Here is a 17,724-nt window from a genome sequence, read left to right as displayed (position 1 = left end):
CACAGGAGCAACATTCATGGCTTTTCCACTGAAAATCACGTTGGTCGCTGCGTTGTCATTGCTCACCGCTTGCCGCAGCGATCCGATCCAGTTTCACACGTTGACCCCCGCGCAATTGACGGGCAGTTCACGCAATACGGCGGATATCCAGATTGAAAGCCTCACTGTTCCGCCGCAGGTAGATCGCCCGCAGATCGTCGTGCGTCAAGGCAATACCGGCATGGCGATCCTTGAAACCGAGTGGTGGGGAGCCAGCCTGGTGGATGAGTTGCGCAGTGCTCTGGACGACCAAATGATCAACAACAATCCGCAGCGAAGACTTTCGGTGCGTGTGGAGGTACAGCGCTTTGATTCGGTGCCAGGTCAGTACGGTTTGCTTGACGTCAAATGGCGCCTTCGCACCGGCAATGGAACTGAGACCGTCATGGAAACTTGCCGCAGCACTTTGCAGACTCCGTCCGGACCGTCTATCGATGAGCTGGTGGCCGCGCAGCAGAACAACGTCAAACGCCTGGCCGCCCTGATCAGCCAGGCAGCGGCGGGTACACAAAAAAGTTGTCCTTCGGTCAATGCCGGCCAGTAACACGCGGTCCACTGTGGGAGTGAATCTGCTCGCTCCCACAGGTTTCGCTGGTTAACTCAATTGACGATTTTTTCTCATTAGAGGTTTTACATTAGCGCCGCCTTAAACCTGCAAATGATTCGTATTGATCTAGAATAATTGACGTCCTTCCTTTGTCGATTCGCTCGAATCAGCCTGCAAGACTAAAAAAAACAGGAGCTGGCGCCGCATGAAATCCCCTATCCCTTCGTTCCTCAAAAAGGCCTTGCTGGCCACCGCTTTGCTAAGCATCGGGCAGGTCCATGCGGCCGATACCGTCGGCATCGTGGTCTACAACGCACAGCATGAAAGCCTGACCAAATCCTGGGTCGAAGGGTTTACACAAGAAACCGGGATTCCAGTGACCTTGCGCAACGGCGATGACACCGAAATGGGCAACCAGATCGTGCAGGAAGGTGCAGAATCGCCAGCGGATGTGTTCCTGACCGAAAACTCCCCGGCGATGGTCCTGGTCGATGGCGCAGGCTTGTTTGCGCCCGTGGACCAAGCCACCCTGGAGCAAGTCGATTCAGCGTACCGCCCGGCCCATGGCAAATGGGTGGGGATCGCGGCGCGTTCGACGGTTTTCGTCTACAACCCGAGCAAACTGCCAGAAACCGACCTGCCGAAATCGCTGATGGACCTCGCCGCGCCAAGCTGGAAAGGTCGCTGGGGCGCCTCGCCGGGCGGTGCCGACTTCCAGGCCATCGTCGCCGCCATCCTGGAACAGAAAGGTGAAGCCGCAACCCTCGAATGGCTGAAGGCGATGAAAACCAACTTCACTGCCTACCGGGGTAACAGCTCCGTGCTCAAAGCGGTGAATGCCGGGCAGATCGACAGCGGCGTGATCTACCACTATTACAGCTTCGTGGATCAAGCCAAGACCGGCGAGAACAGCAAAAACACCGCCCTGCACTACTTCAAGCACAAGGATCCGGGTGCGTTTGTCAGCATCTCCGGCGGCGGCGTCCTGGCTTCCAGCAAGAATAAGGAACAAGCCCAGGCCTTCCTCAAATGGATTACCGGCAAGGACGGCCAGGCCATTCTCAAGAACGGTAAATCGTTTGAATACGCCGTGGGCAAAAACGCGGAATCCAACCCAAAACTGATGCCTTTGCAACAGCTTGACGCTCCCACCGTCGACGCCTCGAAACTCGACAGTAAAAAAGCCGTGGAGCTGATGACTCAGGCGGGACTGCTTTAATTGATTCCTGAAATCTTGCCGGTGGGTGTCGCCGAAACGACACCCACCCATCTGCGTCGACGATCACGCGGCGTGTTTGCAAGCCGCGGTGGCGCGTGGGTGGTCGGTTTGTCGGTGCTGGTTTCGTTGCTGGCGCTGCTACCGATTGCCTATGTCATCGGCGTGTCGTTGCAAACCGGCTGGGATACCGTTGTTACCCTGGTGTTCCGGCCACGGGTCGGTGAACTGCTGGTTAACACCCTGTTGCTGGTGCTGCTGACGATTCCCTTGTGCATCACCCTGGGAGTGACGCTGGCCTGGTTGACGGAACGCACCAATTTGCCCGGTCGGCGCTGGTGGTCGTTGCTGGCGACCGCGCCGCTGGCGGTGCCCGCGTTCGTGCACAGCTACGCATGGGTCAGTCTGGTTCCGCCGATTCACGGCTTGTTCGCCGGCGTGCTGGTGTCGGTGATCGCTTACTTTCCGTTCCTTTACCTGCCGGTTGCAGCGACCCTGCGCCGGCTCGATCCGGCCATTGAAGATGTCGCCGAATCTTTGGGGCTGAAACCCTGGGCGGTATTTTTCCGCGTGGTACTACCGCAGTTGCGCCTTGCGATTTGCGGCGGCGCCCTGCTCGTCGGTCTGCACTTGCTGGCCGAATACGGTTTGTACGCGATGATCCGCTTCGACACCTTCACCACAGCGATCTTCGATCAGTTCAAATCCACCTTCAACGGTCCTGCCGCACACATGCTGGCCAGTGTGTTGGCACTGTTCTGCCTGCTGATGTTGACGGTGGAGTCAGCGGCCCGTGGCACCGCGCGCTATGCCCGCGTTGGTTCGGGTAGCGCCCGAGAGCAACGTATCGTATGCCTGGGCCTTTCGTCGAAAACCCTCGCCTTTGCCCTGCTGATCATCACCTGCGTTCTCGCCCTGGGCGTGCCATTGATGACGCTCGGTCGATGGCTGATCGCCGGGGGCATGGAAGTCTGGGACCTGACCGAACTGTGGCCGGCGCTGCAGCAAACCCTGCTGTTCGGCGTGGCGGGGGCGGCGTTAACCACCTGTGCAGCGATCCCGATTGCCTGGCTGTCGATCCGCTCCCCCGGACGACTGCAACGCCTGCTGGAAAGCTGCAACTACATCACCAGCTCATTACCGGGAATTGTCGTTGCGCTGGCCTTGGTGACGGTCACGATCCATTTTGCCCGGCCGATTTACCAGACCACGATCACTGTGCTGCTGGCTTACCTGCTGATGTTCCTGCCGCGCGCGTTAGTGAGCCTGCGTGCCGGCATCGCCCAGGCGCCGGTGGAGCTGGAAAACATCGCCCGCAGCCTGGGCCGTTCGCCGGCCCGGGCATTGTGGCTGATCACCCTGCGCCTGGCCGCACCGGGGGCCGCAGCTGGCGCTGCATTGGTCTTCCTGGCGATCACCAATGAACTGACCGCTACCCTGCTGCTCGCCCCGAACGGGACGCGCACCCTGGCGACCGGGTTCTGGGCGATGACCAGCGAAATCGATTACGCCGCGGCGGCACCCTATGCCCTGTTGATGATTGTGCTATCGATGCCGCTGACCGGACTCCTTTATCACCAATCCAAAAAAACGGCTGGCCGATGAACGCTTTAGAACTGCATTCGATCTCGAAGTCCTATGGCTCCCATCGGGCCCTGGAAAACGTCAGCCTGTCAGTACCCACTGGCAGCCGCACGGTGATCGTCGGCCCGTCGGGGTCGGGTAAAACCACGTTGCTGCGGATGATCGCCGGTTTCGAGTTTCCCGACAGCGGTCGCCTGTCGCTCAACGGCCAGACCCTGGTCGACAGCACCCATGAAGTACCCGCGCACCAACGCCTGATCGGCTACGTTCCACAGGATGGCGCGTTGTTTCCGCACATGACCGTGGCCTCCAACATCGGCTTCGGGCTGTCGATAAAGGGCAGCGAAAAACAGCAAAGAATTGCGGAGTTGATGGACAGTGTCGCCCTGGACGCGCACATGGCCGAGCGTTGGCCCCACGAACTTTCGGGCGGTCAGCAACAACGTGTGGCCCTGGCACGCGCTCTGGCCCAACAACCACGGTTGATGCTGCTGGACGAACCGTTTTCGGCGCTTGATACCGGTTTGCGCGCGACCATGCGCAAACTGGTCGCACGGTTGCTGGCCGAGGCAGGCGTCACCACCATTCTGGTGACTCATGACCAGAGCGAGGCGCTGTCCTTCGCCGATCAACTGGCAGTCATGCGCCATGGCCGGCTCGTGCAGTCTGGGCATCCGCTGGACCTGTATCGCTACCCTGACGACGTCCAGACTGCGCTGTTTCTCGGCGACGCCGTAGTCATGCCCGCCCGCATCGAAGCCGGTTGGGCCCATTGCGATCTGGGGCGGATACCGGTCAACAACCACCGCAACAACAGCGCGGCGCAAATCATGCTGCGTCCCGAGCAACTTCAGTTGGCCAGTATCCAGCCCCATACCGCGGAAGTCGTGGGTTGCCGCGCCGTGGTCACCGAGCGGGATTTCAGCGGCAATACCTGCACGCTGACAGTGGAGTTGCAGTCCTCGGCCTCCGGTGAGCAGTCCGGTCGATCACTGCTGGTGCGCAGCTCGGGCATGTATGCGCCACCGGCCGGCAGCGCGGTTCACGTTTCCACCATCGGCCATGCCCACGTGCTGAGTGAACCTTGAGCGCCAACCGTCAAAGATCGAATCGGTCCACCGCGCGGCGCCGTTCGTTGTCATCGCGCACATCGTAGTTGGCCGTTGTCTGGATGTTGCTGTGATGGGCGAGTTTCTGCGCGATCGACAGATCGTGTTCCTCGATCACTCGAGTAATGAATGAACGACGGAAATCATGGGGCATGATTTTCACCCCGACCTGCGCACCACGCTGCCGGGCAATGTAATAGATCGCATGTTTGGTGATGCGCTCGCGGGTGATGTGGCTGCCACGACGTATACGGTTGAACAGGAACGGATCGTCCACCTCACCTTCTTTGAGCATTGAGCGGCGCAGCTCCAGCCAGGCGTCGAGTTTGGCAAAGGCCCAGGCCGGAGCGTATTTGATCAACTGCTTGTTGCCCTTGGCGATGACCCGCAGGCTGCGTTCGGTGAAATCGACCTGATTCAGATCGAGGTTCACCGATTCCGATTTGCGCATCCCCGAGCCGTACAGAATCCCGATGATCGCCGCGTCCCGCAGCCCCTGCGGCCGTGGATCGGCAGCGCAGACTTCCATCAACTCCTGGATCAGCGAGCGCCGAAGGTTGCGCCCCTGGGACAGCCGTGTACCGGCAATACCCTTGACCGAGCGCATTTTCAGCAAGTGTTCCTGGCTGATCAGGCTCATGCGCCACGCTTCGTTCATCACCCCGCGCACGGCATTGACGTACAGCGACGAAGTGTTCGGGGCATAACCATCGGCACGTAACGTGGCCACCAGCGCAATCACATCCTCGGGTTGCAGGTTGTGCCAGGGAATTTCCTCGATGTTCACGTCTTCGAAGCCCAAGCGGTCGGCGGCATCCTGCAACACATAGCGCATGGTCAGTTGGCTGGACGGCGCGAGTCGCGCCAGGTACACGGTGAGCGGATTGGTCTGGGGAGTATTTGCAGCAACAGCGGGCAAGTCAGTCAAACGAAACGGCCTTGAATAAAAATACTGAAAGTAAGCAAAAAAGGATCGGGCGTTACGCCCGTGGCGAGGGAGCAAGCTCCCTCGCCACAGGTAATCCGCGTTATCGGATCGGCATGGGGCGCTACGCTGCCGCCCAAGGCACGGAATGTCAATTACCGTGCGGCAGTGGCCGGTGTCTGGGCGATAGATGAACTGAAATATGGCCGTGTTAATCCTGAACCGGAGTCGATCGGGACAGGAGTGCCTCATGAAAATCAGTGTGTTTGGTAGCGGTTACGTCGGTCTGGTGCAGGCAGCGGTCTTGGCAGAAGTTGGCCATGACGTGGTGTGTATGGATATCGACCAGAAAAAAGTCGAGCTGCTGCAACAGGGCCACGTGAGCATTTTCGAGCCGGGGCTGGCCAGCCTGGTGCGCGAAAGCCTGGACGCTAAAAGGCTGCAGTTCACCAGCGATGAAAAACTCGCGGTGCAACACGGCCAGGTCTTGTTCATCGCGGTCGGCACGCCGTCCCGGGACGATGGCTCGGCGGACCTGCGCTACGTGCTGTCGGTGGGCGACGCCGTGGCACGCCATCGCGAACAACCGGTAATTTTGGTGGAGAAATCCACGGTCCCGGTGGGCACCGGCGATACCTTGCGCGCGCACATCGACAAGTGCCTGATCAAGGTAGGGCGCTTGCTGCAATTCGATATCGTTTCCAACCCCGAATTTCTCAAGGAAGGCTCGGCCGTGGCCGACTGCCGACGCCCGGATCGCATCGTCATCGGTTGCGAGCGCGAAGAAGTGCGCGACGTCATGCGTGACCTGTACGCGCCGTTCAACCGCAACCATGACCGGATCATGTTTATGGACCTGCGCAGCGCCGAGCTGACCAAGTACGCCGCGAACTGCATGCTGGCGACCAAGATCAGCTTCATCAACCAGATTGCCGAACTGGCCGAACACCTGGGCGCGGACATCGAATCGGTTCGGCTGGGCATCGGCGCCGATTCGCGCATCGGTTACCACTTCATCTACCCCGGCTGCGGTTATGGTGGCTCGTGCTTCCCCAAGGACATGCGCGCGCTGATTCACAGCGCCGAAGAGGCCCACTGCTCCAGCGACCTGCTGCAAGCGGTGGAAGCCATCAACCAACGGCAGAAACACAAGCTGTTCGAGCGGATCAAGGCGTTCTACCAGGGCGATTTGCGTGGCAAGACCTTTGCCCTTTGGGGCCTGGCGTTCAAACCCAATACCGACGACATGCGCGATGCCCCGAGCCGCGTCTTGCTCGAAGCGCTGTGGGCTGCTGGCGCCAACGTGCGCGCTTTCGACCCAGAAGCCATGCAGGAAACCCAGCAGTTGTATCCCGATGAATCGAAGCTGATGCTCATGGGCACGCCGGAATCGGTGCTGGCCGGCGCCGATGCGCTGATCATTTGCACCGAATGGCAACAGTTCAAGGCGCCGGATTTCGAGCTTATTCGCCAACGGCTCAATGCTCCGGTGATCTTTGACGGTCGCAACCTCTATGATGCAGACCGCCTCGCGCGCAATGGTTTCCTGTACTTCCCGATGGGCCGTGGCGAATCGCGCCAGCTGCCGATTCCGTTGCAGCGCTGGCCGGCGGCATCGATCGTCGCCTGATTATTATCTGATTTACCGCATCGCCCTTGTAGGAGCTCCCGCAGGCTGCGATCTTTTGACGTTGCATCGCCAGGATCAACATAAAGATCGCAGCCTTCGGCAGCTCCTACGGGAATCGATAATCACCTGTGGGAGGATTGCTACAGCACCGAACAAGGACTTTCAACTTCCCGTGACCACCTATTCGCTCGTCATCCGCCGGCTGCTGATCTGCTCGCTGACTATCGTCATCAGCCGCGCAATCACCAGCCCGATGCTCACGCTGTTCCTGAGCAACAAGCTCGGCCTCAACCAACAAGACGTTGGCTTGCTGCTGGGCATTGCGGTGTTCATCGCGACGCTGCTCGCGCTCTATGGCGGTTACATCATCGACCGTCTGGAAAAGCGCCGACTGCTGATGCTGACCATGCTCTCCAGCGCGATTGGCCTGGTGCTGCTGACCTTCGCTGAAAACCTCTACCTGACCACCGTCACGCTGGTGGTCACTGAAACCGCTTCGGCGTTGTTTCTTATCGGCTCCAAAGCGATCCTGAGTGAAAACCTGCCCGTGGGCCAACGTGCCAAGGCATTTTCCCTCAGCTACACCCTGACCAACATTGGCTACGCCGTCGGCCCGATGCTCGGCGTGGTGATTGCCGGGGTTTATCCTATCGCACCGTTTCTGATCGCCGCTGGCATTGCGTTTTTCAGCATATTCTTACTCACCGGGATCGCCAGAGACCCGGCGCTGCCTCTTTCGACCGGACAAGTGCAGAGCTTCCTTAAAACCCTGATCACCCTGAAAAACGACCGCACCCTTATCATGTTCACCCTCGGCTGCCTGCTCAGCACTGTGGTTCATGGCCGCTTCACCTTCTATCTTTCGCAATACTTGCTGGTAACCAGCGATGACCAGAACACGCTCAAGGTGATGGCCGCCCTGCTCGCCTGCAACGCCATCAGCGTGATCCTGCTGCAATATCAGATCGGACGATTCCTTAAGCGCGAGCACCTGCGCCACTGGATCGTTGTAGGCACTGCGCTGTTCATTTTCGGCCTGATCGGCTTCAGCCTCGCGGATAGCCTGATGGGCTGGTGCGTGGCGATGTTTATCTTCACCCTCGGGGAAATCATCATTTACCCGGCCGAATTTCTCTTCATCGACACCCTGGCCCCGCAAGAACTGCGCGGAAGTTACTACGGGGCGCAGAACCTGGCCGCTCTCGGTGGCGCACTAAGCCCGGTGATCTGCGGCTTCCTGCTGATGCACACGCCGGCGCCCACCATGTTTTACGCCTTGAGCGCACTCGCGGCGCTGGGTGGATTGCTGTGTTTCATGAGTGGCCGTGGCGTGCCTATACTTCATAAATAATGAACTGAAGGTTCATTAATATGAATTTGTCAGCATCTGAAATGATCGGCACACTGTGCTCGTTCCTCCCCCAATAGTTGGAACAACTTCAAGGGCTTTCTGGGTATTTCCGGCGAGCCTTTTTTTTCGGTTTTGTCATCGGAACGATCCACATCATGCTTGCTCGCTGGTTGCCCGCCGCCATCAACACCCGCCCCACTGAATGGAGCCGCGCCGCCATCGGCATGGCCTTAGGAACCATGCTCAGTGTCTGGCTGTGCGGCCAGGTGTTCGGCATCGAGGTGGCGCAACATCTGATCGGCCCGCTGGGCGCATCGGCGGTGCTGCTGTTCGCGGTGTCTTCCGGCGCGTTGGCACAGCCGTGGTCGATTATTGGCGGCTACTTGAGCGCGGCCGTGGTGGCGCTGTTGGTTGCGCATGTGCTCGGTCGCACCTTGACCAGCGCTTGTCTGGCGGCGGGCATGGCCCTGGTGTTGATGTGCTGGCTGCGCTGCCTGCACCCACCGGCCGGTGCCCTGGCGTTGACGTTGGTCCTGGCCGACCCGGCAACCATTGCTATGGACTGGAAGGCACTCGGCCCGGCCATGCTCGGCGCATCGGTCATGTTGCTCAGCGCCATCGCCTATAACAATCTGACGAGTATCCGCTACCCCAAACGCCCCAGCGAACCCGTTGCCGTGGTGCCGGCCGATCATCCGCCCACGGACAGTCAGGCGATCACCGCCGAGGATCTGAAACTGGCGCTGGCGGACATGGAGGCGTTCTTCGACGTTACGCCGGAAGACCTCGAACAACTGATTCATGCCAGCGAACTCCACGCTAAACGCCGCAGTATTGGGGAAGTGTTGAGCCGCAGTGCCTGACAACGCCAGAGCCGCAACTGACCTTTGTGGCGAGGGAGCTTGCTCCCTCGCCACAGGGGCGCATGAGCACCATGCAAAAATGCAGTAAGCACCTGCACATATCCCGGTTGTACATCACAAATTTGCACTGTTACGATCCTGCATCGCTCGCGCGCGAGCTTCTCTATAAAGAACAATAAAAGCAGGGAGTTACTGATGACTGCTCAGGTTGCATCGAAGGCGATCCGGTCCAGGGATGCCACGCAAAACGAAGTATTGGCCGAGGTTCGCAACCACATCGGTCACCTGACCCTCAATCGCCCCGCCGGTCTCAACGCCATTACCCTGGAAATGGTCCGCAGCCTGCAACGTCAGCTCGATGCCTGGGCGCGGGATTCGCAGGTGCACGCGGTGGTCCTGCGCGGTGCCGGCGAAAAAGCCTTCTGTGCAGGCGGCGACATTCGTTCGCTGCATGACAGCTTCAAAAGCGGCGACACGTTGCACGAAGATTTCTTCGTCGAGGAATACGCCCTCGACCTCGCAATTCACCACTACCGCAAACCGGTGCTGGCACTGATGGACGGTTTTGTCTTGGGTGGCGGCATGGGCCTGGTGCAAGGGGCTGACCTGCGGGTGGTCACCGAGAGAAGTCGTCTGGCGATGCCGGAAGTCGGCATCGGTTATTTCCCGGATGTCGGCGCAAGCTACTTCCTGCCGCGCATTCCCGGCGAGCTGGGAATTTACCTGGGCGTCAGCGGCGTGCAGATTCGCGCCGCCGATGCGCTTTATTGCGGCCTTGCCGACTGGTATCTGGACAGCACCAAACTGGCGACGCTGGACGAAAAACTCGAACAGCTGGAATGGCACGACACGCCGCTCAAGGACCTGCAAGGCCTGCTGGCGAAACTGGCCGTGCAACAATTGCCCGACGCACCACTGAAAGCGCTGCGCCCGGCCATCGACCACTTCTTCGCCCTGCCCGATGTGCCGAGTATTGTTGAGCAACTGCGTGAAGTGACCGTCGCCGACAGCCACGAATGGGCCACGACCACCGCAGACCTGCTGGAAACCCGTTCGCCGCTGGCCATGGGTGTGACCCTGGAAATGCTGCGTCGCGGCCGGCAGTTGAGCCTGGAAAACTGTTTCGCCCTTGAGCTGCACCTGGACCGCCAGTGGTTCGAGCGCGGCGACCTGATCGAAGGCGTACGCGCCTTGCTGATCGACAAAGACAAGAACCCGCGCTGGAACCCGCCGACCTTGCAGGCGCTGGACGCCGAGCATGTCGCGAGTTTCTTTCACGGTTTCGATGAGAGCGGGAGCTGAGCGATGCACGACCTCGAATTGACTGAAGAACAAGTGATGATCCGCGACATGGCGCGGGACTTTGCCCGCGGCGAAATCGCGCCCCACGCCCAGGCGTGGGAAAAGGCTGGCTGGATCGACGACGGTCTGGTGGCGAAAATGGGTGAACTGGGCCTGCTGGGCATGGTGGTGCCCGAGGAATGGGGCGGCACCTATGTCGACTACGTCGCCTATGCGTTGGCAGTGGAAGAAATCTCGGCCGGCGACGGCGCCACCGGTGCATTCATGAGCATCCACAACTCCGTGGGTTGCGGGCCGGTGCTCAACTACGGCAGCGAAGAACAGAAACAGACCTGGCTGGCGGATCTGGCCAGCGGTCAGGTCATCGGCTGCTTCTGCCTGACCGAGCCTCAGGCCGGTTCCGAAGCGCACAACCTGCGCACCCGCGCTGAACTGCGCGACGGCCAATGGGTAATCAACGGCGCCAAGCAATTCGTCAGCAATGGTAAACGGGCCAAATTGGCGATCGTGTTTGCCGTGACTGATCCTGATTTGGGCAAGCGCGGTATCTCAGCGTTCCTGGTGCCGACCGACACTGCCGGGTTCATCGTCGATCGCACGGAACACAAAATGGGCATCCGCGCGTCCGACACCTGTGCGGTCACGCTGAACAACTGCACCATACCCGAGGCCAACCTGCTCGGCGAACGCGGCAAAGGCCTGGCGATTGCCCTGTCCAACCTCGAAGGCGGGCGCATCGGCATCGCCGCCCAGGCGCTGGGCATTGCCCGCGCGGCGTTTGAAGCGGCGCTGGCCTATTCGCGCGATCGCGTGCAGTTCGACAAACCGATCATCGAGCACCAAAGCATTGCCAACCTGTTGGCGGACATGCACATGCAACTGAACGCAGCACGCCTGATGATCCTGCACGCCGCACGTTTGCGCACTGCCGGCAAGCCGTGCCTGTCAGAGGCTTCGCAAGCCAAGCTGTTTGCGTCGGAGATGGCCGAGAAAGTCTGTTCGTCAGCGATACAGATTCATGGCGGGTATGGGTATCTGGAGGATTACCCGGTAGAAAAGTATTACCGGGATGCACGGATCACGCAGATCTATGAAGGGTCGAGCGAGATTCAGCGGATGGTGATTGCGCGGGAATTGAAGAACTATCTGGTTTGAGGCTCTAAAAGCATCGCTGGCAAGCCAGCTCCTAGAGGGTTCTCGGTCGTTCACAAATATTGTGTATGCCCCGAAACCCGCAGGAGCTGGCTTGCCAGCGATAGCGTCAGCAAAAACGCCGCATTACTTGCCGATGAACTCGGCCTCACGCTTGGCAATGAATGCCGCCATCCCTTCCTTCTGATCCTGCGTCGCAAACGCCGCATGGAACACCCGGCGCTCAAAGCGCACGCCTTCGGACAGGCTCACTTCGAAAGCACGGTTGACGCTTTCCTTGACCATCATCGCAATCGGCAAGGACTTCTTGGCAATCAGTGCCGCGACTTTCAGCGCTTCGTCCAGCAGTTCATCACTCGGCACGATTCGCGCGACGATCCCGCAACGCTCCGCTTCCACCGCATCGATCAAACGCCCGCTCAGGCACATTTCCATGGCCTTGGCCTTGCCCACGGCGCGGGTCAGGCGCTGGGTGCCGCCCATGCCCGGCAGTACGCCGAGGTTGATTTCCGGTTGGCCGAACTTGGCATTGTCACCGGCCAGAATAAAATCGCACATCAGCGCCAACTCACAGCCGCCACCCAGGGCGAAACCGTTGACGGCAGCGATGATCGGTTTGCGGCGGTTGGCCACGCGATCGCTGTCGCTGAACAGGTCGTCGATGTAGATCTGCGGGTAGGTCAGCTCGGCCATTTCCTTGATGTCCGCGCCAGCGGCAAAGGCTTTTTTCGAGCCGGTCAGCACGATGCAGCCGATGTTCGAATCAGCTTCCAGACCATCGAGAGCGTGGTTCAGTTCGCTAACGATCTGCGCGTTCAACGCGTTCAGCGCTTGCGGACGGTTCAGGGTGATCAAGCCAACACGGCCGTGGGTTTCCAACAAAATCGTTTCGAAGCTCACAAGGGGTTTCCTTCTCTCAAAGATTGCGCGAAATGACCATGCGCTGAATATCGCTGGTGCCTTCGTAGATCTGACAAACCCGCACGTCGCGGTAAATGCGCTCCAGCGGGAAGTCGTTCAAGTAACCGTAACCGCCCAGGGTTTGCAAGGCCGAGGAACAAACCTTCTCGGCCATTTCCGAGGCGAACAGCTTGGCCATCGAAGCTTCGACCAATGCCGGTTTGCCGCTGTCTCTCAACGCCGCCGCGTAGTGCACCATCTGCCGCGCCACGGCGATCTGGGTCGCCATGTCCGCCAGGCGGAACGCGACCGCTTGATGCTCGATGATCGGCTTGCCGAAACTCTCGCGTTCACGGGCGTAGTCGCGCGCTGCTTCAAACGCCGCGCGGGCCATGCCCACCGATTGCGAGGCGATGCCGACGCGGCCGCCTTCGAGGTTGGCCAAGGCGATCTTGTAACCTTCGCCCTCTTCGCCCAAACGGTTAGCCACCGGGACTTTCACGTCCTCGAAGAGGATTTGGCAGGTGTCGGACGCATGCTGGCCCAGTTTGTCTTCCACCCGCGCAACTTTGTAGCCGGGCGAGTCGGTCGGCACGATCAATGCGGTGATGCCGCGTTTGCCGGCGCCCGGATCGGTCACGGCAAACACAATCACTATCCCGGCGTTCTGCCCGGAAGTGATGAACTGTTTGCAGCCGTTGAGGACGTAATGATCGCCTTCCAGTCGGGCGCGGGTTTTCAAGCCGCTGGCATCGGAACCGGCCTGCGGTTCGGTCAAGGCGAAAGCGCCGAGCATCGCACCGCTGGCCAATGGCTTGAGGAAGCGCTCTTTCTGATCGTCGTTGCCGTAATTGAGGATCGGTACGCAACCGACCGAGTTGTGCACGCTCATGATGGTCGAGCACGCGCCGTCGCCGGCCGCGATCTCTTCCAGGGCCATCGCGTAGGCCAGGTAACCGGTGTCACAACCGCCCCACTGCTCTGGCACCAGCATGCCGAAGAAACCAAGCTCGGCCATTTCGCCGATGGCTTCCTTGGGGAAGCGGTGCTCACGGTCCCACTCGGCGGCGAACGGCTTCAGCCGTTCCTCGGCGAATTGCCGGGCCATGTCGCGGATTTGTTGTTGGTCGTCATTCGGGATCATGCCAGTTCCTTAAAAATACATTTGCCCTTGTTGGAGCCTGGCTTGCCAGCGATGACGTCATTGAGATCGTCATCGCCGGCAAGCCGGGCTCCTACAGAAATCAAATCAATACAGGCATTCCACAGCCATGGCCGTGGCTTCGCCGCCGCCGATGCAGATCGCCGCAACGCCGCGCTTCAGGTTTTTCTGGCGCAAGGCCGAGAGCAAGGTCACCAGAATCCGCGCGCCGGACGCGCCAATCGGGTGGCCCAAGGCGCAAGCGCCGCCGTGCACATTGAGTTTCTCGTGGGGGATCTCCAGTTGAGTCATCGCCACCAGGCTGACCACCGCAAATGCCTCGTTGATTTCGAACAGATCGACCTGATCCAGGGACCAGCCGGTTTTCTTCACCAGCTTCTTGATCGCACCAATCGGCGCTACCGGGAACAGCCCTGGGGTATCGGCGAACGCGGCGTGCCCGTGAATCACCGCCAGCGGTTTCAAGCCTTGTTTCTGCGCTTGCGACTGGCGCATCAGCACCAGTGCGGCGGCACCGTCGGAGATCGAACTGGAGTTCGCCGCCGTAACGGTGCCGCCATCGCGGAACGCTGGTTTCAGCGAAGCGATCTTGTCCAGTTTGGCTTTCGGCGGCTGTTCGTCGTTGCTGATCGTCACCTGTTCTTTGCCGACCGTTACGGTGAGCGGTACGATCTCGTCCTTGAAGCTGCCGTCCTTGATCGCCTGTTGTGCGCGGGTGGTCGAGGCAATGGCAAATGAGTCCTGGGCTTCGCGACTGAAGCCCTGGGTTTCGGCGCAGTCTTCGGCGAAGGTGCCCATCAGTCGGCCCTTGTCGTAGGCGTCTTCGAGGCCGTCGAGGAACATTGAATCCAGCACCCGACCATGGCCCATGCGATAACCGCTGCGGGCGCGGTCCAGCAGATACGGCGCGTTGGACATACTTTCCATGCCGCCCGCGATCACCACGTCAGCGCTACCGGCAAGCAGCATGTCGTGGGCCAGAATCGTCGCTTCCATGCCCGAGCCGCACATCTTGTTCAGGGTGGTGCAGCGGGTCGATTTATCCAGCCCGGCTCCCAGCGCCGCTTGACGCGCAGGCGCCTGGCCAAGGCCGGCGGGCAGCACGCAGCCGAACAGCACTTCGTCGACGGCATCGCTGGCCACACCGGCACGCTCAACCGCCGCTTTGATCGCGGCTGCACCCAATTGCGGTGCGGTAAGGCTTTTCAGTTCGCCCTGGAAACCGCCCATCGGGGTGCGGACGGCGCTGACAATGACAATCGGATCGTTGGAAATAGTCATGACTAATCCTCCTTATTTGGCGGCCATGCGCAAGGCGCCGTCGAGACGGATCACCTCGCCATTGAGCATGCTGTTTTCGATGATATGCCTGACCAGCGCAGCGTACTCGTCCGGTTTACCCAGGCGCGGTGGGAACGGCACACCAGCAGCCAGGGAATCACGGACTTCCTGGGTCATGCCGGCCATCATCGGGGTTTCGAAAATGCCCGGAGCGATGGTCATCACGCGGATGCCGAAACGCGCCAGTTCGCGAGCCGCCGGCAACGTCAGGCTGACGATGGCGCCCTTGGACGCGGCATAAGCTGCCTGGCCGATCTGGCCGTCATAAGCCGCTGCCGAGGCGGTGTTGATGATCACGCCGCGCTCGCCACCGGCGTCCGCTTCGCTTTCGGCAATTGCTGCCGACGCGAGGCGCAGCATATTGAAGCTGCCGATCAGGTTGACGTTGATCACCTGGCTGAAGCTGGACAGCGCATGCGGACCAGTCTTGCCGAGGATCTTCTCACCCAGCACGATGCCGGCGCAGTTGACCAGGCCATTGAGCCCGCCAAAGGCTTTGACCGTCGCCTGCACAGCAGCTTCGGCCTGCGCTTCGTTACTGATATCAGCGACAACGCTTTGCGCGCCGAGACGCTGGGCCTGAGCCGCGACGGCTTCGGCGTTCATGTCCACCAGCATCACTTTGGCACCGGCCGCGACCAGCATTTCAGCGGTCGCCGCACCGAGGCCGGAGGCACCGCCGGTGACGAGAAAAACCTTGTTTTCGATCTGCATCATTGTTTCCTTGGATTCAAGCTGAAACGTTCTTCGCGGCGGCCTCTTGAGCCTTGGCGATTTCCTGGTTGCGCAACATAAAGCGCTGCAATTTGCCGCTTGGGGTTTTCGGCAACTCGCTGACAAATTCGATTTCACGCGGGTACGAGTGCGCGGCAAGACGCTTGCGCACATGTTGGCGCAACTCTTCGGCCAGCTCCGGCGTGGCGCGGTATTGCGAGCAGATCACGACAAAGGCTTTGACCAGTTCAGTGCGCTCCGGATCGGGCTTGCCTACCACCGCTGCTTCGATCACCGCAGGGTGTTCGATCAGTGCACTTTCCACGTCAAACGGGCCAACGCGGTAGCCGGAAGTGGTAATCACATCGTCACTGCGGCCGACGAAGCTGATGCTGCCATCCGGGTTCCACTCAACGGTGTCGCCGCTCAGGTAGTAGTTGCCGACGAAGGCTTTGGTCGGCGCGCCTTCATAACCGGCGAACCAGCACATTGGCGACTGGCTGCGGTCGATGGCCAGGATGCCCGGCTGGCCAACGCCCAACTCCTGGTATTGATCATCCAGCACCACGATACGGTGACCGGGCGAGGTGAAACCGGCGGCACCCATGTGAATCGGATGCTCCAAGCCATGGTGGTTGCACAGCACCATGCCCAGTTCGGTCTGGCCGTAATGGTCGTGAATGACCACGCCGAGGTTGTCGGCGAACCAGCGAATCACTTCCGGGTTCAATGGTTCGCCCGCGCTGCTGACGATGCGCAACTTGCCTTTGATTGACTTGGCGAATTCATCGCCACCGGCGATCAACAAACGATAGGCGGTCGGTGAACCGGTGAGGTTGGTGATCCCGTACTTGTTGATCACCCGGCAAGTGCTTTCCAGGGTGAACGGACCATCGTAGAAGGTGATCGGGTGCCCCATCGACATCGGCCCGGTGACGCCGAAATAGATACCGTAGGCCCAACCCGGATCAGCGACGTTGCAGAACGCATCTTCCGGGCGCAGATCCACTGCGTCGCGGGTGTAGCTCTGGAACGCGACGATGGCTTTCAGTGGCACCGACAGCGCTTTCGACGGGCCGGTGGTGCCCGAGGTGAACATCAGCAGGAACGGGTCTTCGCCGGTCAGCATCACTGGTTCGCATTGCGCGGAATAATTGGCCAGTTCAGCCCAGAAACTGAAATCACCACGGACAATGCCCTGCCCCTTGGCACCAGTGACCGTGACGATGGTCGGGCAGTCGGCGACTTCTTCGAGTTTCGAGCGATTGACGGCGTCAGTGACCACGACCTTGGCGCCGGAGCTGCCGAGACGATGCTCGATGGCTTTCGGGCCGAACGCGGTAAACAGTGGCTGATACACCGCGCCGATGCGCCAGGTGGCGAATACGGTGATCAGCAATTCGATGTTACGGGGCAAGAGACCGGCAACCTTATTGCCTTTTTTCACGCCCTGGGCCAGCAGGAAATTGGCAAAGCGCGCTGCCTTGTCTTGCAAGTCGCTGAAGGTATAAGTGGCGCTGGAGCCATCGCGGCCTTCCCAGAACAGCGCGATGCGACCTGGCAAGACATGCCGGTCGCAACACTCGATACAGGCGTTGAGGGCATTCAGATCGCCCGCGAGTGCGGCGTTGACGGTGTGCTGATAATTGAACTGTGAAACGGCAGACAAGTAATCGCGCATTGCCAGAATCCCTCTGTATTTTTATTAGGTCGGGGAACCGTAACCAACAGGGAAATACTCGCCCTGTGCGGGGTGCGGGGCAATGGTCAAAGTTATCAAGTTGCTTGACTGGTTTGGCCAAGGTCGAGAGGTGTGGCGCCTGGACGGCCGCCATCGCTGGCAAGCCAGCTCCTAAAGGGGCTCGCATTTCAATTTGCAGGAGCTGGCT

Annotated in this window: 15 protein-coding genes; 9 read left to right on the top strand and 6 right to left on the bottom strand. The window is 60.0% G+C overall.

The window, feature by feature from the left end:
- Positions 1–16: 16 nt before the first annotated feature.
- From ABVN21_RS09525 to ABVN21_RS09510, 4 genes are all read left to right on the top strand, one after another.
- Positions 17–583 (top strand): PqiC family protein, encoded by a 567-nt coding sequence (locus tag ABVN21_RS09525; protein ID WP_339553709.1) that lies wholly within the window; start codon positions 17–19, stop codon positions 581–583.
- 208 nt (positions 584–791) lie between these two features.
- Positions 792–1,805 carry an iron ABC transporter substrate-binding protein gene (locus ABVN21_RS09520; RefSeq protein ID WP_339553708.1) on the top strand — a complete coding sequence of 338 codons (1,014 nt, stop codon included), beginning with the start codon at positions 792–794 and terminating at the stop codon, positions 1,803–1,805.
- Between the two features lie 3 nt (positions 1,806–1,808).
- Entirely contained in the window at positions 1,809–3,407 is a 1,599-nt protein-coding gene (locus ABVN21_RS09515) for an iron ABC transporter permease (RefSeq protein WP_339553877.1), read from the top strand.
- Positions 3,404–4,474: an ABC transporter ATP-binding protein gene (locus ABVN21_RS09510; protein WP_339553707.1), complete on the top strand. Its 1,071-nt coding sequence runs from the start codon at positions 3,404–3,406 to the stop codon at positions 4,472–4,474. Before ABVN21_RS09515 ends, ABVN21_RS09510 begins: the two co-directional genes overlap by 4 nt.
- Before the next feature lie 10 nt (positions 4,475–4,484).
- Here ABVN21_RS09510 and ABVN21_RS09505 read toward each other — a convergent pair whose 3' ends face one another.
- Positions 4,485–5,423: a tyrosine-type recombinase/integrase gene (locus ABVN21_RS09505; protein WP_339553706.1), complete on the bottom strand. Its 939-nt coding sequence runs from the start codon at positions 5,421–5,423 to the stop codon at positions 4,485–4,487.
- A 247-nt stretch (positions 5,424–5,670) separates the two neighbouring features.
- Between ABVN21_RS09505 and ABVN21_RS09500 the strand changes: the two genes are divergently transcribed.
- From ABVN21_RS09500 to ABVN21_RS09480, 5 genes are all read left to right on the top strand, one after another.
- Positions 5,671–7,050, top strand: a complete 1,380-nt coding sequence (locus ABVN21_RS09500; RefSeq protein WP_339553705.1) for a UDP-glucose/GDP-mannose dehydrogenase family protein — start codon at positions 5,671–5,673, stop codon at positions 7,048–7,050.
- A 172-nt stretch (positions 7,051–7,222) separates the two neighbouring features.
- Positions 7,223–8,401, top strand: a complete 1,179-nt coding sequence (locus ABVN21_RS09495; protein WP_339553704.1) for an MFS transporter — start codon at positions 7,223–7,225, stop codon at positions 8,399–8,401.
- Between the two features lie 155 nt (positions 8,402–8,556).
- Positions 8,557–9,264, top strand: coding sequence for an HPP family protein (locus ABVN21_RS09490; protein WP_339553703.1), 708 nt, complete (start codon positions 8,557–8,559; stop codon positions 9,262–9,264).
- A gap of 195 nt (positions 9,265–9,459) precedes the next feature.
- Positions 9,460–10,566, top strand: coding sequence for an enoyl-CoA hydratase/isomerase family protein (locus ABVN21_RS09485; RefSeq protein WP_339554583.1), 1,107 nt, complete (start codon positions 9,460–9,462; stop codon positions 10,564–10,566).
- A 3-nt stretch (positions 10,567–10,569) separates the two neighbouring features.
- A complete protein-coding gene (locus ABVN21_RS09480) occupies positions 10,570–11,721 on the top strand; it encodes an acyl-CoA dehydrogenase family protein (protein WP_339554582.1) in 1,152 nt (383 codons plus the stop codon).
- Positions 11,722–11,844: 123 nt separating this feature from the next.
- Here the strand turns inward: ABVN21_RS09480 and ABVN21_RS09475 are convergent, their stop codons facing one another.
- From ABVN21_RS09475 to ABVN21_RS09455, 5 genes are all read right to left on the bottom strand, one after another.
- The gene (locus tag ABVN21_RS09475) at positions 11,845–12,618 is read right to left on the bottom strand and encodes an enoyl-CoA hydratase (protein ID WP_339554581.1); all 774 of its coding nucleotides are present in this window, start codon (positions 12,616–12,618) and stop codon (positions 11,845–11,847) included.
- A gap of 16 nt (positions 12,619–12,634) precedes the next feature.
- The gene (locus ABVN21_RS09470; protein ID WP_339554580.1) at positions 12,635–13,762 is read right to left on the bottom strand and encodes an acyl-CoA dehydrogenase; all 1,128 of its coding nucleotides are present in this window, start codon (positions 13,760–13,762) and stop codon (positions 12,635–12,637) included.
- Positions 13,763–13,867: 105 nt separating this feature from the next.
- Positions 13,868–15,061, bottom strand: a complete 1,194-nt coding sequence (locus ABVN21_RS09465; RefSeq protein WP_339554579.1) for an acetyl-CoA C-acyltransferase — start codon at positions 15,059–15,061, stop codon at positions 13,868–13,870.
- Between the two features lie 12 nt (positions 15,062–15,073).
- Entirely contained in the window at positions 15,074–15,835 is a 762-nt protein-coding gene (locus tag ABVN21_RS09460; RefSeq protein ID WP_339554578.1) for an SDR family NAD(P)-dependent oxidoreductase, read from the bottom strand.
- A 16-nt stretch (positions 15,836–15,851) separates the two neighbouring features.
- A complete protein-coding gene (locus tag ABVN21_RS09455) occupies positions 15,852–17,516 on the bottom strand; it encodes an AMP-binding protein (RefSeq protein WP_339554577.1) in 1,665 nt (554 codons plus the stop codon).
- Positions 17,517–17,724 lie beyond the last annotated feature (208 nt).

The organism is Pseudomonas sp. MYb327 (genome assembly GCF_040438925.1).
Taxonomy (GTDB): domain Bacteria; phylum Pseudomonadota; class Gammaproteobacteria; order Pseudomonadales; family Pseudomonadaceae; genus Aquipseudomonas.
The sequence above is the reverse complement of the archived record's forward strand: the minus strand, read 5'-3'. Positions and strand labels throughout refer to the sequence as shown.